Source organism: Mycoplasma sp. 10961, assembly GCF_055523525.1.
Genome location: NZ_JBVFVD010000001.1, coordinates 1,004,209 through 1,025,481, shown reverse-complemented (window position 1 = coordinate 1,025,481; position 21,273 = coordinate 1,004,209). Strand labels below are relative to the sequence as shown.

8 protein-coding genes are annotated in these 21,273 nt (G+C 26.2%); 6 read left to right on the top strand and 2 right to left on the bottom strand.

Annotated features, from left to right (window positions below; genetic code table 4):
* Positions 1–126: 126 nt before the first annotated feature.
* On the bottom strand, positions 127–1,515 hold the full coding sequence (locus tag AC0B4T_RS04270) for a DnaA ATPase domain-containing protein (protein WP_465102603.1): 1,389 nt from the start codon (positions 1,513–1,515) through the stop codon (positions 127–129).
* Positions 1,516–1,687: 172 nt separating this feature from the next.
* Between AC0B4T_RS04270 and AC0B4T_RS04265 the strand changes: the two genes are divergently transcribed.
* The 6 genes from AC0B4T_RS04265 to AC0B4T_RS04240 all read left to right on the top strand — a co-directional run bounded on the left by AC0B4T_RS04265 (position 1,688) and on the right by AC0B4T_RS04240 (position 16,727).
* On the top strand, positions 1,688–4,006 hold the full coding sequence (locus AC0B4T_RS04265; RefSeq protein WP_465103273.1) for an AAA family ATPase: 2,319 nt from the start codon (positions 1,688–1,690) through the stop codon (positions 4,004–4,006).
* Between the two features lies 1 nt (position 4,007).
* On the top strand, positions 4,008–4,577 hold the full coding sequence (gene pth, locus AC0B4T_RS04260; protein WP_465103272.1) for an aminoacyl-tRNA hydrolase: 570 nt from the start codon (positions 4,008–4,010) through the stop codon (positions 4,575–4,577).
* A complete protein-coding gene (gene tilS / locus AC0B4T_RS04255; RefSeq protein ID WP_465103271.1) occupies positions 4,546–5,445 on the top strand; it encodes a tRNA lysidine(34) synthetase TilS in 900 nt (299 codons plus the stop codon). Before pth ends, tilS begins: the two co-directional genes overlap by 32 nt.
* A 53-nt stretch (positions 5,446–5,498) precedes the next feature.
* A complete protein-coding gene (gene ftsH / locus AC0B4T_RS04250) occupies positions 5,499–7,517 on the top strand; it encodes an ATP-dependent zinc metalloprotease FtsH (RefSeq protein ID WP_465103270.1) in 2,019 nt (672 codons plus the stop codon).
* A gap of 266 nt (positions 7,518–7,783) precedes the next feature.
* The gene (locus AC0B4T_RS04245) at positions 7,784–15,769 is read left to right on the top strand and encodes an FtsX-like permease family protein (protein ID WP_465103269.1); all 7,986 of its coding nucleotides are present in this window, start codon (positions 7,784–7,786) and stop codon (positions 15,767–15,769) included.
* A 1-nt stretch (position 15,770) separates the two neighbouring features.
* Complete coding sequence (locus tag AC0B4T_RS04240) at positions 15,771–16,727, top strand: ABC transporter ATP-binding protein (RefSeq protein WP_465103268.1); 957 nt, start codon at positions 15,771–15,773, stop codon at positions 16,725–16,727.
* Between the two features lie 50 nt (positions 16,728–16,777).
* Here AC0B4T_RS04240 and AC0B4T_RS04235 read toward each other — a convergent pair whose 3' ends face one another.
* On the bottom strand, positions 16,778–21,187 hold the full coding sequence (locus tag AC0B4T_RS04235; protein WP_465103267.1) for an MGA_1079 family surface serine endopeptidase: 4,410 nt from the start codon (positions 21,185–21,187) through the stop codon (positions 16,778–16,780).
* Between the last annotated feature and the right edge of the window lie 86 nt (positions 21,188–21,273).

Genomic DNA, 21,273 nt, shown 5'->3' with positions numbered 1-21,273 from the left:
TTTAACCTCCAATATTAATATTATTATATTTTGTGCTTTTTGGGGTAAATACAAAAAAATATCAAAAATACATATTTATTTTGTAAAAAAAACACTTTTTTGCAAAATTAAAATTGTGAATAACTTTTATTTAGTTGTGTATATCTCGCTTTTTATTTGGTTTAACACAAGTTTAATGGAAGAATATATTTCTTCATTTTTCTTTTTTTTCAAAGCATTCAAAATTGTAGTATGATCTTTATTTAAGTAGCGTCCAATTTCAGTTGAAGACATATTCAATATATCATCCATTAAAATAATAGCAATATGCCTGGCAATAACGATCTCTTTCTTTCTAGTTTTCCCCATAATTTCTTTAACACTGATCTTATAGTATGCTGAAACTTTCTTGATAATCACATCGGGTGTTAGTTCCGCTATTTCCTTAAACCTTTCTTTAAAGATTTTTTTAATAACGCTAAATACATAATCAGTTTTTATAAGATCATCATTGTAATATTTTATCTTTGTTATAGCGCCCAACAAAGATCTTATTGAACCCCCGAATTCTTTAACAACAAATAATTTAGACTCTTTGTCAATTATTTTTGGATCAATGTTGTTTTTTTCTAATAAAAAATTTAATATATTATCAATTTCATTTTCGGCGGGCTTGCTGATTTTACTTATAAAACCTGATTCAAGTCTAGTATACAAGCGATCTTCAAACTGAAGCTTCAATTCTTTTAATTCTTTTTCTGATGAAATAATTGTAGGAACATCTTTTTGCATACGGGCTTCGATTATTTGGTAAATAAAATTCTTGGTTTGTTTTTTTTGACCTTCGCCAAAGATATGAAAATCATCAAAAAGAACAATGTCAGCATTAGTTATATAGTTAATTAATTTAGTTATATTATTCGTTTTATTATCCTGGATAGCCGTAAGTATTTTTTTATTAAAAATTAAAGGAGTTATATATATTGATTTTTTACCACTTTCTTCTATTTTTTTGCCGATAGCTTGTAATAAATGGGTTTTTCCACCACCTGAAGGTCCAGATAAAAAAAAGATATTAAAATCTACACTAAGTTTTGATATGCTTGTTCCAATATCAACAGCTTCTTTATTAAATCCGCCCTTTAAATAATTCTCGAACGTTGATTTATCTGAATAATCATTTTGAAAATAGTTTTTAGTTTGCTTTGGTTGCTCAATTATTTGGTCTAATGATTGTTCAGTTTTTTTATGGTCTTTTTCTATAACAATTTTATATTTTATAAATTTGCCAAATACTTGCTCTACTGACTTATCAAGACTTTCTTTATAAAGATTCAAATAAATTTGCTCTGAATTTTTATTGTAATTTTTAAAACTTAGTAAAACTTCTTGCGATTGTATATCTAAAATTTCTACATCATTAAAAAAAGTTTTATAAATCATATTGTCTTTTACTTCGTTTGACAAAAATTCTCTTAATTGTTTCGTCCTAATATTTTTATCAACATCTCAGTTTGTTTCATTAACTCCTATCATATTTTTAAATTTTATAATATTTTTTATTTTATAAATAAAATATTTAAAAATAACTTGTTAATAAGTAATTTTAATTCACATCTTTACTAACAAGTTATTAAAATGTGGATAACTCTGTGAAATATTTGTGAATTTCTAATTATTAAAAATTATTTTATAATTTATTAAATATATGAGTAATTACCAACTAAAGACCAATGAAGAACACTATGTTGCTACACCTATTAAAGTATTAAAAAGTAGTCCTGGCCAATTATGAGCCCTGTTAATGTGTGAAACAGATAAAAAAGAAAAAATAGTCGTTTATGCTTCAAAAAATATACCAAAACTTTTTGAAAGTTACGATTTTATTGTTACAAAATCGATTAAAAGCCAAAATAATAATTATGTTTTGGTTAATTTTTATACTAGACCTAAAACAGTTGATCGCGAAACAGAGTTATACAGATACTTAAAACAAACCCCAAAAGTGGGGTTTGTTGCAATCGACAAAATTAAAACTTATATTGGTTTTATAGATTTTTATAGAAACGTAAAGAATGGTGATTTAACCAACGAAGATTTTGCTAGTTTTTTGTCAACTAAACAAAAAGAAATGATAAAAAATATTTATGAGGAACATAAAGATAAAATAAATCAATTAATTGATGTAAATAATGTCGTTGATGAAGAGTTGTTCTTTTTTGAATTAAATAAAATTCAAAATTTATATGAAAAAATTAAGTATTTAAATTCTAATGTTAAAGATTTATTAACTCATTACAAAGTTAATAATCCTTATAATTTGTTTTTAATTAATAAATTAAATTTACATGATGTAGATACTTTTGCTTTAGCATTAGGATATCAGACTAATTCATACGAAAGATTGGAAGCATATTTAAACTACTCAATGGCCTTTTTGGAAGAAAATAATTCAACTTTTTTATTTTCAAGCGAAGTTATTGAGTTATTACAAAAAACTTCTAATTTATATGATCATATAGTTATTGAAGAATTTTTAAAGGATATGATTAATAAAGGGGTAATTTTATCTGTTGATAATTTGATTTGCCGAAAAACTATTTATGATAAAGAGAATATGGTGACCTTCTGGATTAATAAAATAAAAGATGTAGAACCACTCAAATTAAAAATTTTGCCAAAAAAAGATTTAAATTATTTATCCGACAAACAAAAAGAAGCTTATTACGAATCTTTAAACAATAATATTAGTATCATAACAGGTGCCCCAGGTACCGGGAAAAGCAATATCATTAAACATTTGCATGATACTTTAAAAAAATCTAAATTTAAACTTGGAAAAGATTTTATGATACTTGGACCCACCGGGAGAGTTTGTGCTAATTTATCGAAAAAACATGGGTTTGTTACAAAAACAATACATAGTTTTTTAAGTATTCCAACTGATGATGAAAAAGTTACAAAAAGTATTGAAGATTTTAATGATATAAAATGTTTAATAATTGATGAATTTAGTATGGTTAACTTAAATATTTTTTATTTACTTTTATCAGTATGTCAAAACTTGCAAAAACTAATCTTACTTGGAGATGTTAACCAATTGCCTGCAATTGGTCCAGGCAACATACTACATGATTTAATTGATTCGCAGAAAATTTCAGCAACTTATTTAGAAGAGAATTTTAGGGCTGAAAGTCAAGAAATCATTGATTATACAAACTTTATTAATTCTCTTGGCGATTTTGAAAAGTTAAATTCTGATACTAGTTTTAAAGATTACTTAAAAAATAATTTGAGTGTAAAAATTACTGAATTAAATCAAAAAACAAAAGAAATTATATATACAGATTTTTGTAATTATCAAGGAACTAAATTAACTAAAAATAGTGTTTCATTAAATGTATATAACGATTACCTAAATGATTTAAGTGGTTTATTTGTAGAAAAAGTAAATAAATATGATTTAAATAATGTGATTATCATTTGTCCAATGTATAAAGGTTTTTTTGGTATTGATAAAATTAATGAACAAATTCAAAATGTGTATAATAGAGATTCAGAAGTAATATATAAATATAAAATAAATGAATTAGAATATAAATTTAAATTAAATGATAAAGTAATTCAATTAGTCAATAGATATGATGAAGGTATTTCAAATGGCGATATTGGATATATTGAAAAATTTATAAAAAATTCCGCAAACAACAAAGAAGAGATTCATGTTAGATATGATGAAAAAATAATTATTTATTCTAAAGATGAATTTAAAAATGAAGTTAAATTAGCTTATGCGGTTACTGCACACAAATTTCAAGGAAGTGAAATTAATTGCTGTATTTTTGTTGTGCACCCAGCTCACCAAAAAATGCTATATAAAAAACTTGTCTATACGGCTACTTCTAGGGCTATAAAAGAATTAGTTATCTTTGCACATACAAATAAAATTTATTCAACAATTTTTTTAAAAGAATTTTTAAAGCCAAGAAATATTATTACAAACTTAAGTTGGATGTTAAAGGAGTAAGATGAAATTAATAGTTGGATTAGGAAACCCCGGAATTGAATATAAATACACAAGACATAATGCTGGATTTTTAGCAATTGATCGAATATGTGAAAAATTAGGGATTACCTTAGATATAAATAGATTTAAAGGTGAATATAAAAAAGTTGAGGATTTAATTATCGCAAGGCCTTTAACTTACATGAATTTATCAGGAGAATTTGTTCGAGACCTGGCAAATTTCTACAAAATAAATTCTGATGATATTATGGTAATTCACGATGAAAAAGATATTGAAATTGGTAAAGCAACTATAAAAGTTGGAGGAAGTGGAGGAAGTCATAACGGTGTTAAAAATATCATTCAACATCTCAATAAAGAAGATTTCAAACGCCTTAAAATTGGAATAAGTTCACCTTTTGAAGGTGAACTAAAACATTTTGTTTTAGGAAAATTTACCGAGCATGAAATAAAGGAATTAAATATTGTTTTAGAAAAAAGTGCAGATGCTGCTATATTATTTGGTTTCAATGATATTTATACTGTAATGAATAAATTTAATGCTAAAAACAAAACTAAACCTAAAAAATAATAAAATTCTTATTGCTGTAAGCGGAGGCCCTGATAGTATGTTTTTATTAAATAAATTTAAAAATTATAAAAACATACTAGTAGCTTGTGTTAATTATAATCAACGTTTTGATAGCAATGTTGATTATAATATTGTTAATATTTTTTGTCAAAAATATGATATTCCTTTTTTTGGTTTATCACTAAATAAACTAGATTATAAAAAAGGAAATTTTCAAACTTGGGCACGGGACCAAAGATATGCATTTTTTGAAAAAATATATAAAGAAAAAAATTGTAATATTTTATTAACTGGGCACAATCTTGACGATTTTTTAGAAACTGCAATTTTTCAACTTTCTTCAAACCGTGATGTTGAATATTATGGAATTCGTAAGATTAACCATTATAAAGGTATGAATATCTTTAGGCCCTTGCTCTTTAAATATTTTAAAAACACTATTCTTAAAAAAGTAATTAAAAATAAGATACCATTTCAAAAAGATTATACAAATGATGTTCCAAAATACACCAGGAATAAAATAAGAATTGAAAATAACAAAAAAAGTAAGTTAAAAAAAATATGTTTTTTATCACAAATATTAATCAAAAACTTATTTTTGAGTTTTAAAAATAAAAAAATATTAAACGAATATAAATGTTGAGAAAATAAAAAATTCTCCCAAGATATATTTTTACATTTGAAAAACAAAAAAGACTTGGTTTATAAGTTTATAAATAGTAATTATGAAAATATAAAATTATCTAATGATAAAATAGAAAACATTGTTAGTTTTATTTTAAGTAAAAAAAGAACAAATTCATATAAATTGAATGATAATTTTTATCTGAAAAAACAAAAAGGGAATTTATTAAAAATAAAACAATAACTTTTAAATTTATTTTATAATATACTTAATATATTTGTTACAGAAAGGAAGGTATGAAAAATAAAAAAATAATAATCTGAATAACTATATTAATTTTATTAGTTCTAGGTATTGTTCTTTATTATGTATTAACTAGAAGAACAACTGGAAATGAATTAAGTATAAGTCAATTAATTCTTAGATTAGAAGCAGCTGCTAGCGACACTGAAGACAAGAACTATTTTGTATCAATTGTCTATGATCCATTTAAAAACACAATTAACACTGTTTTAACTAATGGTGATAAAACTGAAAGTGCTGTTACATATGGGAAAATAAATGAAGTTTATACTTTAATAAATAATTACCAAGATGTAATGAGAAAAGCAGTTTTATTCACTAATAATGCAAATAATTCAACGCAACTTGGGCAAGTTTGGTCAGTTAAAACTCCAGAACAAAGTATTTTTACATCAATACTTATATCATTAATTCCTACAGCATTATTTTTATTTGTTATTTACTTTGTTTACAGAGGACAAAGCAAAATGATGAATGGACAAGGCGGAATGTTTGGCGAAAAATCACCGGCACAAATCATTAAATCCGATAAGAAATTTAAAGATGTTGCTGGCAATAAGGAATCAATTGAAGAAATTAAAGAAATTGTTGATTATCTTAAAAATCCAAAAAGATATGAAGAAGCAGGAGCAAGGATGCCAAGAGGTATTTTGCTTGGTGGTCCTCCTGGAACTGGTAAAACTTTATTAGCTAAAGCTACTGCGGGTGAAGCTAATGTACCATTTTACTTTGTATCAGCATCTAACTTTGTTGAGTTGTTTGTTGGTATGGGTGCAAGAAGAGTTAGAAGTGTAATTTCTGAAGCTAGAAAGAATGCACCAGCAATTGTGTTTATTGATGAGCTTGATGCAATTGGTAGAACAAGAGGTAGCGGTATTGGAGGTGGGCATGATGAAAGAGAGCAAACTTTAAACCAACTATTGGTTGAAATGGATGGTATTAAAGAAAATTCAGGTCTTTTGTTCGTTGCTGCAACTAACCGTACAGATGTCTTAGACCCCGCTTTAACAAGACCAGGTCGTTTTGATCGTGTTATTACGGTTGGATTACCAGATGTTAAAGAAAGAGAAGAAATCTTAAAATTACATGCAAAAGGAAAAAGATTTTCAAGCGATGTTCAATTCTCTAATGTTGCAAAAAGAACACCTGGTTTCTCAGGTGCTCAATTAGAAAACGTTATTAATGAATCTGTTTTATTAGGTGTTCGTGAAAGATCTGATGTTATAACATTAGAAATTATTGATGAAGCGATTGACCGTGTAATGTCAGGTCCAGCTAAAAAATCAAGAACTATTACAAAACGTGAATTAACAATGGTTGCTTATCATGAAGCAGGTCATGCAGTAGTTGGAATTAGAATTCCAGGCGGAAACAAGGTTCAAAAAATTACTATTATCCCTCGTGGTCAAGCTGGTGGATACAACTTAATGATGCCTGAAGAAGAAAAGTACAACTATTCTAAGAAAGAATTGTTAGCATCTATTGCTAGTTTCATGGGTGGTAGAGCTGCTGAAGAAATTATTTATGGTGCCGATAATGTTTCTACTGGAGCATCTGACGACATAAATAAAGCTACCTCTATTGCACGCAGAATGGTTACTGAATTTGGTATGAGTGACTTAGGACCTATTAAATATCAAGAAGAATCTGGGTCTCCATTTTTAGGTAAAACTTTAGCTACTAGTTCATCAATTTCTAACCAAATTAGTCACGAAATTGAATTAGAAGTTCGTAAAATTATTTTAGAAGCTAAAGAAATTGCCCTTAAAGTAATTAACGAAAATAAAGAATTACTTGAATTAATTAAGACATTACTTTTAGAAAAAGAAACAATTATTTCTGAGGAAATCGAATACATTGCTAAAAACTTAAAACTTCCACCTAAACAAGAAGAAGTTAAAAAAGAAAATAAACCAATTGATTTAGATTCTTTAATTTCTCTAACTGAAGACAAACCAAAAGAAGAAATTCAAGCAGAATCGGTTGAAGAACCTAACACACAAGAACAATAAAATACTTGATAAAATCTTTTATAAACAAAAAAAACTAACATTTGTGTTAGTTTTTTTGTTTTTCTTTATTACTATTTCTAGCGGTATAAAGAGTACTCAATAACTATTAATTACGCAAGTGAACCCACAACTTTGCAAGATGTTTTATTTAGTTATTAAAAACTAAAAATCATTTCATTATCAAAAATTATAAATATTATTTTATTTTAATTATTTTATATAATATAAATAAAATTTTTATATTCAATTTATAAAGGAGGCAAGATATGCGAAATTTATTTAAAGAAGTATGAAGATCATTATTTAAAAATAAAATAATAGTTGGAGGACTGACTATTTTAATATTCCTTACATCTGGAATTTTCACATTTCTACATGGTAGTACAAAAACTATGCAGATCCAATATGAAAAATATCAAAATCAATCTAAAGCCCATGATATAACAGTAGATTTAAATTTACCTATTAATGGTAATACTTATAATAATGGATATTTTATTAATGGTTTAAGCAGGGAAGACGATTCTCCTGATTACAATAAACCAATTAAATATTTAACTAAAAATTACTTAGAAACAAGTAATATTTTAAACTTCAATAAAATAACCGAACAATACTTGCCCTTAAGTTATTTTATTGACCAACAGGAATATCAAAACAGATATATTAGTCGTTCAGATTTTCTTGATTTATATAATAGTTCAAATGGTGATAATCAACAAGGTGAATTGTTTGCACTTGATTATTCGCAAAATCAAAAATATTTTAAGTTAAAAAGACCAATTACTTTTCAAACATACGTAAAAGAAGGAGATAATTATAAACAAGAAATAGCTAAAACATCTGTTGCTAAAGAAAATCGTTTTAGATTTGATAAAGTATATAAATTTAAGGATATTGCATATATTTATAATAGTGAAAAGAATGATATTTATGTTTCACAATTAAGTACTTTATATATAAATCCTGAAAACAACTTAATGACTTTTGACATATTACAAGGTAGAGATTGGGAAGCTAACAAAGGTGTTGTTAAAATCTCAGGCGATCAATTAGCAAAATTATTAGGATTAACTCCATTAAATAATAATAACAATTATGTTTATGTAATTAATAAAGAAATTAAACCAGTCTTAATTAATTACACTGATGGTGATGATTTTACTGATTTATATTCAAAAGAATTATTAAGAAGTTTTGCATATGACAATTTATTTAATAATAAAGATATCGAAGTTGAATATAATGGGAAAATAACTTTTGAAAATGATAAGTTATATAATATTCCACTTAACTGGGCTTACCAAAGAAATAAAATAACTTATTTTGAACGTAAGTTATATGAAACAACTTATGTTGGGGAAACCAAAAACAAATGAAGCGGAACATATAAAAGCTTCATGGATAATTTGATTACGCAATTTGGAAATATACCCCAAGACTATGCAAAATTCTCATTTTGAGAAAAAACCATAGTTAACGAATATATTCCGTATATAAATCAAAATAACCTTTCTATTCTCGGAGAAATAGAAACTAAAAACGAAGAGAAAAATTTACTATCTTATGAAGAAGTTCAAAATACTTTGTTAAAATTAGGTGAAAATCAAATTCAACCAAGAGGCATTGATTATAGTAAATTTGCATATGATGGATATCAAGGTATAGCACAAATAGAAGGATATACCTTGATAGATAATAAAAATTATTTAAATTTAACTAACCGTAATATAGCTAGTGATACTTTGCTTAAAATCAGGTCTGGTGCACTTGAAATCACAAAACAAAATATTTACAGATATTTAGAAAGAAAAGTATCAAAAGAAAATATTGGTATTAGGCAATCTATAACTGTTGATTCATTTAATGATGGAGAGGGTAAAAAAGTTTATCATTTTGTTAATGTAGGTGATCAAAATAAAACAATTTACGGAATACAAAACAATATTAATAAATTGATTAATGAAGATTTATACCCAACTTTAAATAAAGAATCAAGTGATTTAACCAATTACTTTGTGGCTAAAGAACTTAACCCATATGTTTCTAGTGCTATATTAACCCAAGCCTTATCAAATATTATACCTTCAGAAGAATATATTAAATTAGATTATGAATATAATAGAGTTCAATTTACTGATTCACAATCAGGTCAGGTAACTGATATACCAAGGACAAAAATCTATAAGTTAACAAATTATAAAAATAATAAAACATTACCAGATAACGAATACAATGTTTTTGCTGATCTTGGTGTTATGTTACTATCAAACGATAGTAAATTTGTAATTTTAAAACCCTTTTATAATGAACAAAACCAAATAGTTTCATGAAAAAATGTTGAATTAAATATTGATCGGAACGGAATAGTACCAAATGGGCAAATGTATAATTGACTTAGTTCTAATAAATTAACATTAAAATCATATTTACCTAAAAATACTTTTGTTATGGAGGTTCCTGATTTTAATCATACAGTATTTGTTCCTTTTGAATTTAGAGGACCTGATGTTGAAGTAGTTAACCAGGCTTTAAATGAAAATTCCTTAGATTATGGTATTAATAAACTATGAAAAAGCATTATTAATACCGATTTATATAAAAAAGGGTTTATCAACGAAGAACAGTTATTGGTTTTAATGAGTTCATTAAAGAAATCATTTGATAAAAATAACTTTGCACAAATTTTTTCTTCAGGATCAATAAACTATAGCGTTTTACCTAAGATTATTTTAGATGGATTATATGAAGTTTCTAACCACCCGCAAGGTGATTATATAAAGATAATAATTAACAATGTTTTTAATAAAGTATTAGGTTTATTGTCTAATTTTAATACACAAGAAGAAAAGAACAATTATTTAGCAAAAAATATTGATAACTTATTTTCGTTTATTGCTTTATTATCTGGTGATAAGATTGTTAATTATGACACTTTAAGTTCGATGATGAAAGCATCTAAGAACTTAGATGAATTCTTAATTATTTTAAGAGATATATTTTCTGCAATAAACTTTAAAAAGATTTTCGGATATACAAATCATTTCTTTAATACTGATTATAATAAAGAACATAAATTAAATGGTCAAATTTATAAACGTGGTTTAAGTATTTATGATATTCTTTTAGCCGTTTTAAATGGAATTGAATATCCAATTTTAAAAGATGCTCTTATTAGGTTACTTGATAACCTGGATATAAATTATTTAACAGACTGAGATAATCCAAATAATCCATTACAAGGTATTTTAGATATTTTGCCATTTGGAGTTAAAGAATTATTGCCACAAATTAATGCTAAAGAAAATGACACCAATAAAAAATATCAAAACCTAATTAACGGCATTAAGTTTTTAATAAATAACTTTGATCATAAAATCTTTTTAAATACTTTAAAAGAGGAAATAGAATTAGAGGCTACAACAGTTACACAAGTTTTATTTAATAAACTTTTGGGTACTGATGTTGAATCAAAGAAAAATATTTTGATAACTAATTTAGATTCTAAAAAAATAACTTATGCAATAATTAAAAGCATGTTCAGTATCCCTGGATCAGATCGACGAGTCAAGGATGAAATTATTAAGATGCTTAATTTATCATCAAAAGGAACAAATATAAAAATTTCTGATGGTCAATATTTATCAATACCTGACAAAGATCCTGATAAATTGGATTTCTTTGATTTAATTGGGTTATTAGCACCCATTGATACAGCAAGTTCAAGACTTTCTTCAAATACAAATTCAAAGAATCAACTAAATGCTAGTTTGACCACTTTGCAATTGGTCAAACGCCTTGTAGATCAAATAACTGCGAATAAAGATTTATTAACAAAAGAACTTTTACAAAATGTACATAAAAATGTTTTAAAAGAATTTTTTGAATTAAATAACCTTAATGATTTAAATAATCAAAAAGAACAAGTTTTACAAAAAGCAAAAGAATGAAAAATAATCCTTGATTCAATGGAAATAACTAATGAACCAAGTGATAGCAAAGTGCGTGAATCATTTGGAAATTTAACATCATGGTTTATCAATTTACAACCTAAAAGTAGTTCAAATTTCTTTAATATTATCATTACTAGAATATTATCACAGCTAACACCTGCTAAATATAGTGAATTTAACTATCTTACAGATGTATTGCCTTTAATTAGACTATGGTTAGAAATTTTCAATAATACTGAAGATCATGCCCGTAATTTATCTTTTGCAAATGCATTATTAGAAATTGGAAATAAACAAGAAATAATTGATTCATTTAATTCATTTGATTTATTCCAATCAGGTGTATTAAATATTGCAGGATATCAAGAAACTGGTTTTGGTGTTACCAGATCATTAGCAAACACTACTTCCATGAACGAATATTTCTTTAGAAAAGAAAATTCAGGATATGCGAATACATATTTACGAAAATTAGTAAATGATTATCCTGATTTTGAAAAATTTATTGAACAAAACAGTTATTTAATAACACAAAACTTTTCATATATAGCAGCAACTAATAAAGATTTTGTGATACAAACTGGGGGAGTTTTCGAACATTCCAATCCTTTATCATCATATATTAGTATTTTTATAAATACATTTTTAAATAACCCAGCATTTAAAAATAACTTAAAAACATTAACTAAAACATTAATTACTGATTATAAAAGATTTTCATTAGATGCTTTAGGTATCTCAGATGTATTATTAAACAATATTTTAAGAAGAATGTTTCCACAATTACTAGTTTGAACATTTACTAATTCGGTTGCTTCAAATGAAGATGCAACTGTTGATTCAAATATTGCATCGTTTATTTATAATAAATTAGTTAACTTTGAAAACTTGGTTAAAAATCGTGATAATTTTATATCGTTTTTAAGTAAATTTGATTCATCGGGACGTATTTCACCATATTTAGAAAGTGACTATACTTTAAAAATAGCAATTGACAATAATATTTTCACTAAGTTATCTGATTTAGTTGCAGAGGATCCAGAAAAATATTCATTCTTTGGAATGGATTTAAGTAGTATTTTATTTGCGTCCATTAATTCAATTACTGGATTAACGCCAGTTAACAATGTACTAACTTTTAATAGGCCTGAATCGTACATTGCAAAAGTTAATTATGCTTTCTTAAATCAAAATAACAAAGAGATTTATAGCGGAAAAATTCCTGACGATGCTATAGAAGCAGAAGCTTTATTAAAAACTCTAGATGAAAGATATTTAATTAATATTAACGGAACTAAATTCATTATTATTGGAGAAGATATCACATTTGATTATTTTTATCCTGTTTTAGATGAAAATAATCTACAAGTTAACACAAAAGATCAAGCTGTTGTATATGTAAATAATAGTGGGTTTGATCGTATTAGACAGTCGTACCGCGGAACCGTTGTTAAAGAATATTTAACTTTAAAACAAAATCCGACCCTTAATTCATCATCATTAAATGAATTAAAATTAGAAATTGAAAAATATGTTCAAAACCAAATAAATGATGTTGCTAGTTTACAAAGAACTTTCTTATATAATGAACTAGATCCAATTAATCCTGAACGTAGTTTAAGAATTGGAACTATAGAAAAATTAATCAACTCAGTTTCGACCACTTCAAACTTTATTTTAATTATATTAATTACTCTAGTTTCAATATCAACCACATTTATTATTAAAAGGTATATTTCTAATAAAAATAAAGTTATTGGTATTTTAATTGCACAAGGATATACACCACTGCAAATCTCGCTTTCATTATGTATTTTTGCAATCTTTACAATATTTACAGGTGGGCTACTTGGATATATTACAGGATTTTTATTAACAGGATATGGATTGCAAATTTTAAGTAATTATTGAGTTATACCAATTGAAACACTGACCTTTGAACCTGTATCATTAATCACAAGTTTAGCTTTACCACTTTTTGGAATGAGTTTATTAATCGTTTTAGTTGCACTTCGTTCTTTAAGATATAAAGCTATTGATTTAATGTCAGGAATTACAAGCTTAAGTATTAGTGAGTTTTACAATAAACTATTGCATAAAACTCGAAATAAGAAAGTAACAACAAAATTTGGTATTTCTTTAATTTATAATAGTTTTTGAAAACTCTTTTCATTTGGTATTACAGTTGTTTTATCTAGTATTACCACAATAATTGGTATTTCAACATTTGGTACTTTTGAAACAGCAGTTGAGAAAACTTATAGTAACCGAAAATATAATTACAAACTTGATTTAGTTACCCCTACAACCCAAGGAGGGTTATATAACCCTGCTTTAGCAAAGGATTTAGAAAATACATTATATGTGCCTGTAGGTGATATAAGAGAACTAAACCAATATCAACCTGATTATTTTAAACCTGGTGCGTCCAGTGCGGTAAATTTAAATGATCCAGACACTGGAAAAGCAAAAAATGGAAATCCTAGTGACTTCCATCCTCATGTAATTACTCAATTTTCTGTTAATATAAAAATTGAGTCAAGTGTTTCAATTGATCCATTCCAAGTTATTTATAATTCCTTACCTGATAGTCAAAAATCACGTATTTTACAATTGAGAGATAATGTTGGATTTAATTTAATGAAACACCAAGAAGGTGTTGCGTTTGTAATGGAAACCGATAAAAACGGCAAACAAGTAAATACAAATACTATTGATATTAATAAAACCTTAGAAAATGGAGTAAGGGCATTCTTCCAATATATACCTAATAAAGACAATATTATTGATGGTAAGTTTTATTATGTTGCTTATAATGATGTTGAAAAACAATGAGAACATAAAAATATTACAACTACTGCATATAGAGATCAATACCGTCAATTTCTAGTTAATGGATATAAATGAATGGATATAAATACTGAAGTCAGAGATTACTTTGTGTTATTTAACGGAATAGTCTTTAATAACACAACAAATGAAACATACACATATTTAGAATCAAACTATAAAGAAAATGATATAAAGATTTATGGTTACCAAAGTAATTCAAATCAAATAAACATATATTCTGAAAGTGGAGAAAATTTGCTTAGCGCAATTGATAATCAATATAAATCTGAAGGATCAGATAGCTCAAAAGCAATACCTTTAATTATTAATAATGTGGTTAAAAGTAAATATAATTTAAGTAAGGGTGATATATTAGAATTAACTATTAAAAATAAGGTTAATCGACTAACTAAAAATATTGAAGAAAAATTGGGAAGAGATTCATATTTAAATACTGAGAAAGATCTAAATAAGACTTATAAGTTTTATGTTTATGGAATTAATCCAACTTTTATTAACAATGAATTTATAATTCCAAAAGCTGCTGCTGATCAAATTATAGGTTTTGATGCTTTATATAAAGATAAATTATCTAAAACAGAGGACTCACTGCCTGAAGGGCTTAATGAACATCACTACAAGTTTAATGGTATCTTATCTAAAGATCAACTACCAATTCAATTAATGTTATCAACTGGATTATACTCACCTTCTGGGTTTTTCGGTGCTATTGAAAGTTTTAATATTGATAACACTGGTATTAGAGAGAAAAAAGATTTCTTTGATGCTATATTTGGAAACTTTACCGTTAATCCTAATTTACCTGTTGAGGGAGTTATGAAACAACTTGGGGCAAGTAATGATGAAATAGTTAAATTTTTAAATCCTAATTACAACCCAGAAAGAGATAACTTTATAACTGTTTATAATGAAGCAAAAGAAGCACCAGATTTACATATTAAAGAATTTGCTAAATTATTCAATGAACAATTAGCAATACCAAGCTCATACACTGTTGAATCTAAAACAATTGAGATTAGTTTTGCTTTATCAATCGGAAAAACAGTTCAGATTATTCTAACGATTATTTCAGCATTTAGTTTTATATTATCAATCATTATCTTAATTATTGTTTCAACAATTTTAATTAATGAAAATGAACGAAATATAGCAATTTGAAGTATCTTAGGGTATTCTAATAAAGAAAAAATTAAAATGTTTTTTGGTATATATGTACCATTTATAATTATTTCATTAATTTTGGCCTTTCCAATTGCTTATGGTATTATTTCAATTTTTGGAATCTTTTTAGCAACTAGTGTATCCTTATCAATCCCGTTAACTATATCTTGATTTAATCTGCTTCTAACAATTACAGTTGTTTCTGGGGTATTTGGGTTAACTTCAGCTGCAGCATGAATTAATTTAAACAAAATTAAAGCTATAGATCTATTAAAGGAGAAGTAAAATGGCATTTTTTAAGAAAAAAGAACCACAAATTAATAACGATCAAACAAATGATGAACAAATTGCTATTTTAAGTAAAAACAGTGATGTAAAGATAACATATAAAAATATCTTTGATATTTTAGATGTAGATCAAGGTAGCAAAAGAGTTATTGTTGATCGTTATATAGCTAAAAAATTGTTTAAAGCAGCGAAAAATAAGCGTTTAACTGACGAAAACAAAGACCTAAAAAATAGTGAGAATGCAATAATTGAGGTTAAAGACGTAAGTAAATATTATTTATCAGGAAATATCGTTACCAGGGTTTTAAAGAATATTTCTTTAACAATTAATAGAGGTGACTTTGTTATGATTTATGGTAAATCAGGTAGTGGTAAAAGCACTTTGCTAAACTTAATTTCAGCTTTAGATAGGCCATCAAAAGGGAACGTTATCGTTTGTGATACAAACTTACCTTATTTAAGTGACCTTAAATTAACTTTATTTAGGCGCGAAAATGTTAGTTTTATCTTCCAAAACTACAATTTACTACAAAATTTATCTGGTTATGATAATGTTGAAACTGGTGGATATTTACAAAAAAATAAAGAAAAAAAACTTGATTTACATGCCTTATTCACTGAGTTTGATATGGATGATGTTAAATACAAATATCCAGCACAAATGTCAGGTGGACAGCAGCAAAGAATTTCTATTTTGAGAGCAATTGCAAAAAATTCTCCTATTATCTTTGCTGACGAACCAACAGGTGCCCTTGACGAAAAAACTACTCAATTAGTTTTAAGTTATTTATATGATATTAACAAAAAATATGGCACCACCATTGTTATGGTTACCCATAACCCAAAAATTGATAAAATAGCTTCTAAAATTATTACAGTCAAGGACGGAAAAATTCAAAACGAAAGAAATAACCCAAACCCAATTCATCCTAAAAACATAAACTGGGAAAATTAATTCAAAGCACCACAAAATATTTTGTGGTGCTTTTTACTGTAAATTATATTTTAATTTCCTTCTTTTAATTCTTTTAAAAACCATGGCATATCATAAGTGTTAGGATTATATAAATAAGCCTTGAAGAGTTGTGAGGCTAATGATCGATAATTTTGTAATGAAAGAGGATGCTCACGGTCATAATTAACACCAAAAAAATTGTAATCTCTTAAATCATAACTATAAGCTATAGAAAAAGTTGAATCACCATAATATTCACTACTTCCAGCAGTTAAAAGACCAAAATAATTAAAACTACCATTTTTAGAAATGTATAAAGCTGATCCTGAAGAACCTTGACCTCTATAAATATGTGAATAATAATTTCTTCATCCAACTGCAAATTGGTTGTCTTTAATTCACTTTGGTCTTCGCGTAATGGAAGCAGAAAATTTATTAAAAGGAAAACCAATATTCGCAGCATCCCAAATCATAGGCACAGAAGGAATTCTAAATTTAGAAGGAATATCAATTTCTAAATTTGCTTGTTTTATAAGTCTTTCAAATCGTAATACCTGGTCCATTAACCCTTTACTTCTAGCAATTTTTATTTTTTCTAATACATCTATTGAATAAACAATAATATCATGTGGTTGCCTAATGGTTTTACCATCTTTTGATGCTTGTTCGTCAGTTACTCATATTATAGATGGATTATTATAGGTAAACCCATGTGTTGCTCAAATATTTTGGCTACGTTCTAAGTCATTACCATTTAGTAAATAACTAAAATGATAATGACGATTTTTTGCTTCCTTTAGGAAGTTTTGATCGATAATATCACTTCATGACTTTGCAGCAGCAGCCTCAGGGATTATATTTTCAACATGTGAATTTGTGGCAAATAAAAAAGTAAAGTCATCAGGATCCTTATTGGCCTTAGCTAATAAGGAGACCCCCCCTGTTCTATTAAATACATTAACTTTTACTGACCTCAAATATGCATTTTCCACAACATCTCAGTTAAGCCACTCTTCAAGGCGCATGTATTCCGCATCCATTTTGTATCCTTCATGTAATTTGAAGGATACATTTTGGTTTGGTTGATAGACATCACGGTTGGCTAAATATTCTCAATCTGAGAAAATGGTAATAGGTTGGTTGAATTGATTATATTCCATATGATTATAATCAAAGCGGTTTTGATATGTTCCAAAATCTTCTAATTCTTCATCATTTGTATATTGAATGCTTGCGCTTACGGCAGCAGGTAATATTAAAAATGCCCGGTGTTTTTCAAATGTTTCTTTGAAATTAATTTGAGATTCAGGTTCATCAATAATGATTTTATATGAATTATCTTCGATATAGATTTTGAATTCAATGCCAGTTGTTTCATTTCAGGTGAGACTTACTATATATTTAAAGGTATCTTCTGTATTAGTTTTAGCTTCTTTAAGATATTTAATAGTTTTAGAAGCAATTAAATTATCTAAATTAATGTTAATGGCAATGGCATTTTCTGTATTACGAATCCGCTGATTTCTTTGATCATCATTAATTAAAGAATTAGCATGTATAATAAATTTAATATTTCTATTTCTAGCATTTAGTTTAAGTAGGGTTTGCTCGAGATACTTACGTTTAAAGGTTCATGATGCAATATTAGTACGAGTATTAATATCTCATAATAAATCATCTCACATTGGTTCAATTACTCGATCTCGAGTAATTGAAGTAAGTGAGTCTTGGATTTGTTTTAAGTTAGTATTTTTTCATGTAAAACTTTCGTATAAATTATTTGTTTGACTTAAAGCAAATCCTTTTATTTTGTATCACGTATTACCTTGAATTCATTTATTGCTTTTATCTTGCACTTTAAAACTAATGTATGCTTGGTCACCAGAAATACGTTTTATAGAATTTATTTTAAATATTGAAGCTGGTAAAGAGAAGTTTTTGTATTGAATTTCATTATTTTCATTAACTTTCAATTTGATTACTTGTTCAAGGCCATTTAAATCTCTTGCTCATTCATCTGCTGTTTTAGTTTTTAAGGTTTCATAGTTAATATCTAAATCACTTAATTTAATATTGTTAACCATGATTTCTGGGTAGTGGTGTTGTTGATAGTCATTTACTAAGTTTATTAAGGTATATTCTTGCTCGTTAGTGTATCTAATTGATTGATCAGTTTTCTTAATTCATCCAAGTTTAAATGACATACCACGCTTACCAACACGTTTTACATCATATCAAACTGGGAAATAATCCCCCCGCAATGTGCTTATATTTGTTGCATTAACCTCTATATCTTTATCATAATATTTGTTATCTAATGGAACATATGCTTTATCATCGTGATTTACGCCTTTATTATCTGTGCCTGTATTATTAATCAACATTAAATATTCCATGTGTACAAATGCTTTTTGGTCAATTAAATCTTGAACATTGATAAGTCTAAAATCAGGTTCCACTTTAGTTGATGAAGTAAGCCTTGGAGTAAAGTTCGATTCATTAACTGTGTTAATTAAATTAATAATATTTTGATCTGGTATTGTTGCATCTTTAAAGTCTTCTGCAGTAAAGATTTCACCTTTAGGTTTTAAGTCAAAGAAGTTAAGTAATTTGAAATTGTTAATTTTAATAGGGTTTTTATAAATATCTTGATTATCATCAATCGGCACTTCAACTCCATCTTTTTTGTATCAGAGAATTAATTGTGCTGTTCCGTTTCAATCATTAATATTAATAACATCTTTAATAAATAATTCATATTTACCAAATTTAGGCAAAATATATGAATCATTCAATGCTTTAATTGCATCAGAAGCAAGGTATATTTCATGAGTGGTTTTGATATTTGGTTTAAATTTTAATGAATTAAAAAATGTTGCTGAAGTTGCTTCAAGGATTTCAAAGATCTTTGCTTTATGTATTTCATCAAGATAATTTTGGTATGCTCCTTGATTATTTCAAAAGTCTACTTTATGCAGTGTTGGCCGTTTTATTTCTCTTATTATTTGGTTATTAAATAAAACTCTTAATGTTACATATAATTGTCCATTTCTATATTCAAAATCATCAAGAAATTGATAAGTAAAAAATTTTGAAATTCTTCTTGATTTAGGTTTAAAGTATGAAAGTTTATTTTGAAAACTTAAGCTTAGAAAATCACTTTCTTTTAATTCTTTTAAATTATCATAATTTACATTAAAATTCTCATCAATGTGTCAAAGGTTAATTTTGTCAATGTATTGAGTAACATCTCTAGCGAATGTTTTGGAGAACTTATAAGTGTAGTTTATGCCTGGATTAGGTTTTAATATTACTTTAACTTGCACATTTAAAGTATTTCAATTTCTTGGGTCTAATTCTAGGTTTGTAATTTGATAATCAATATATTCATTATCATGCACATCAAAGAATAACTTTGTATTTTCAAAAGTATATGATGCTGAATATGAATATTTTTCAAGGTCGTATTTTTTACCCAATTCATCATATTCAAATTTTAGTTTTTCACCTGCATCATCTTTGAAGTAGTCTAGTAGTGTTTTCGAATCTTGCTCCTCGTTTTGTTTTAGATTAGTATAAAGAGTTTGATAAGTTTGTAATAAAGTTTCAAAAGATTTAATATTTGATTGCATTGAAACTAGCGAGATTTTATCTAATAAGTCACCTATAAATAATTTATTATATTTTGCTTTTTCTTTGTAATAATCTAAAACTAGTTTTTGTGAACCTTGATATTCATTTTTAATATATGTTTCAATGCTCGTTAGTTTATTATTAACTTGTGCAAATATTTGGAGGAATTTAGTAAATTCTTTGTTAAAGGTATTTAATGATTTAAAACTATAAGTATTAAGTAAATCTTTTAAATTATCTTTATTGTTTTTTGTTAACTGCGTTTCTTCTATTGCTTGAATTAAAGAATTTCTTAGTTCAACAACTTGGTTTGTTTCAAGGTGATTTAGTTTTGCCTGGAATTGATAAATACCCTCTAAGTTATAAATATTTTGAATCTTATATATTAAGGATTGTTTATCCAGAGTTGAAATATTTGAAGATTCAACAGTTTTAAATAACTCATCTTTAGCATTCTTTACATCATGTGCTATTAGATTATTTTCAATAATGTAATTAGTTAATGAAGTAAAGTTATTTTCCAATCCTTTATTATAGGAAGATAGATTATTTATTGACAGGTTTTCCTCAAGAAATATTTTTGCTTTATTTAATTGTGTAATTAAAGGTTCGTTATTTAAACTAAATGCAAATGTAAATAACTTATTTAGTTTTGTAATATTATTATCAATTTGTTTAATCAACTCCAAAGGATTCTTAATTTCTTTATTTAAATTAAATAATTTATAAATTGCAGAATTTAAAAAGTCTTTAACAACTTTATTACTAAGATTAAGTTTCTTCGCTTCGTTTACGAACTTATCTAATTCTTTGTTTTTCTCAATCACTAATTCATTGTATGCTTGAATATCAGAATGAGTTTGTTTAATTTCTTCTAGTAATTCATGAGTTAAATTATTTAAGTTTAATGAGG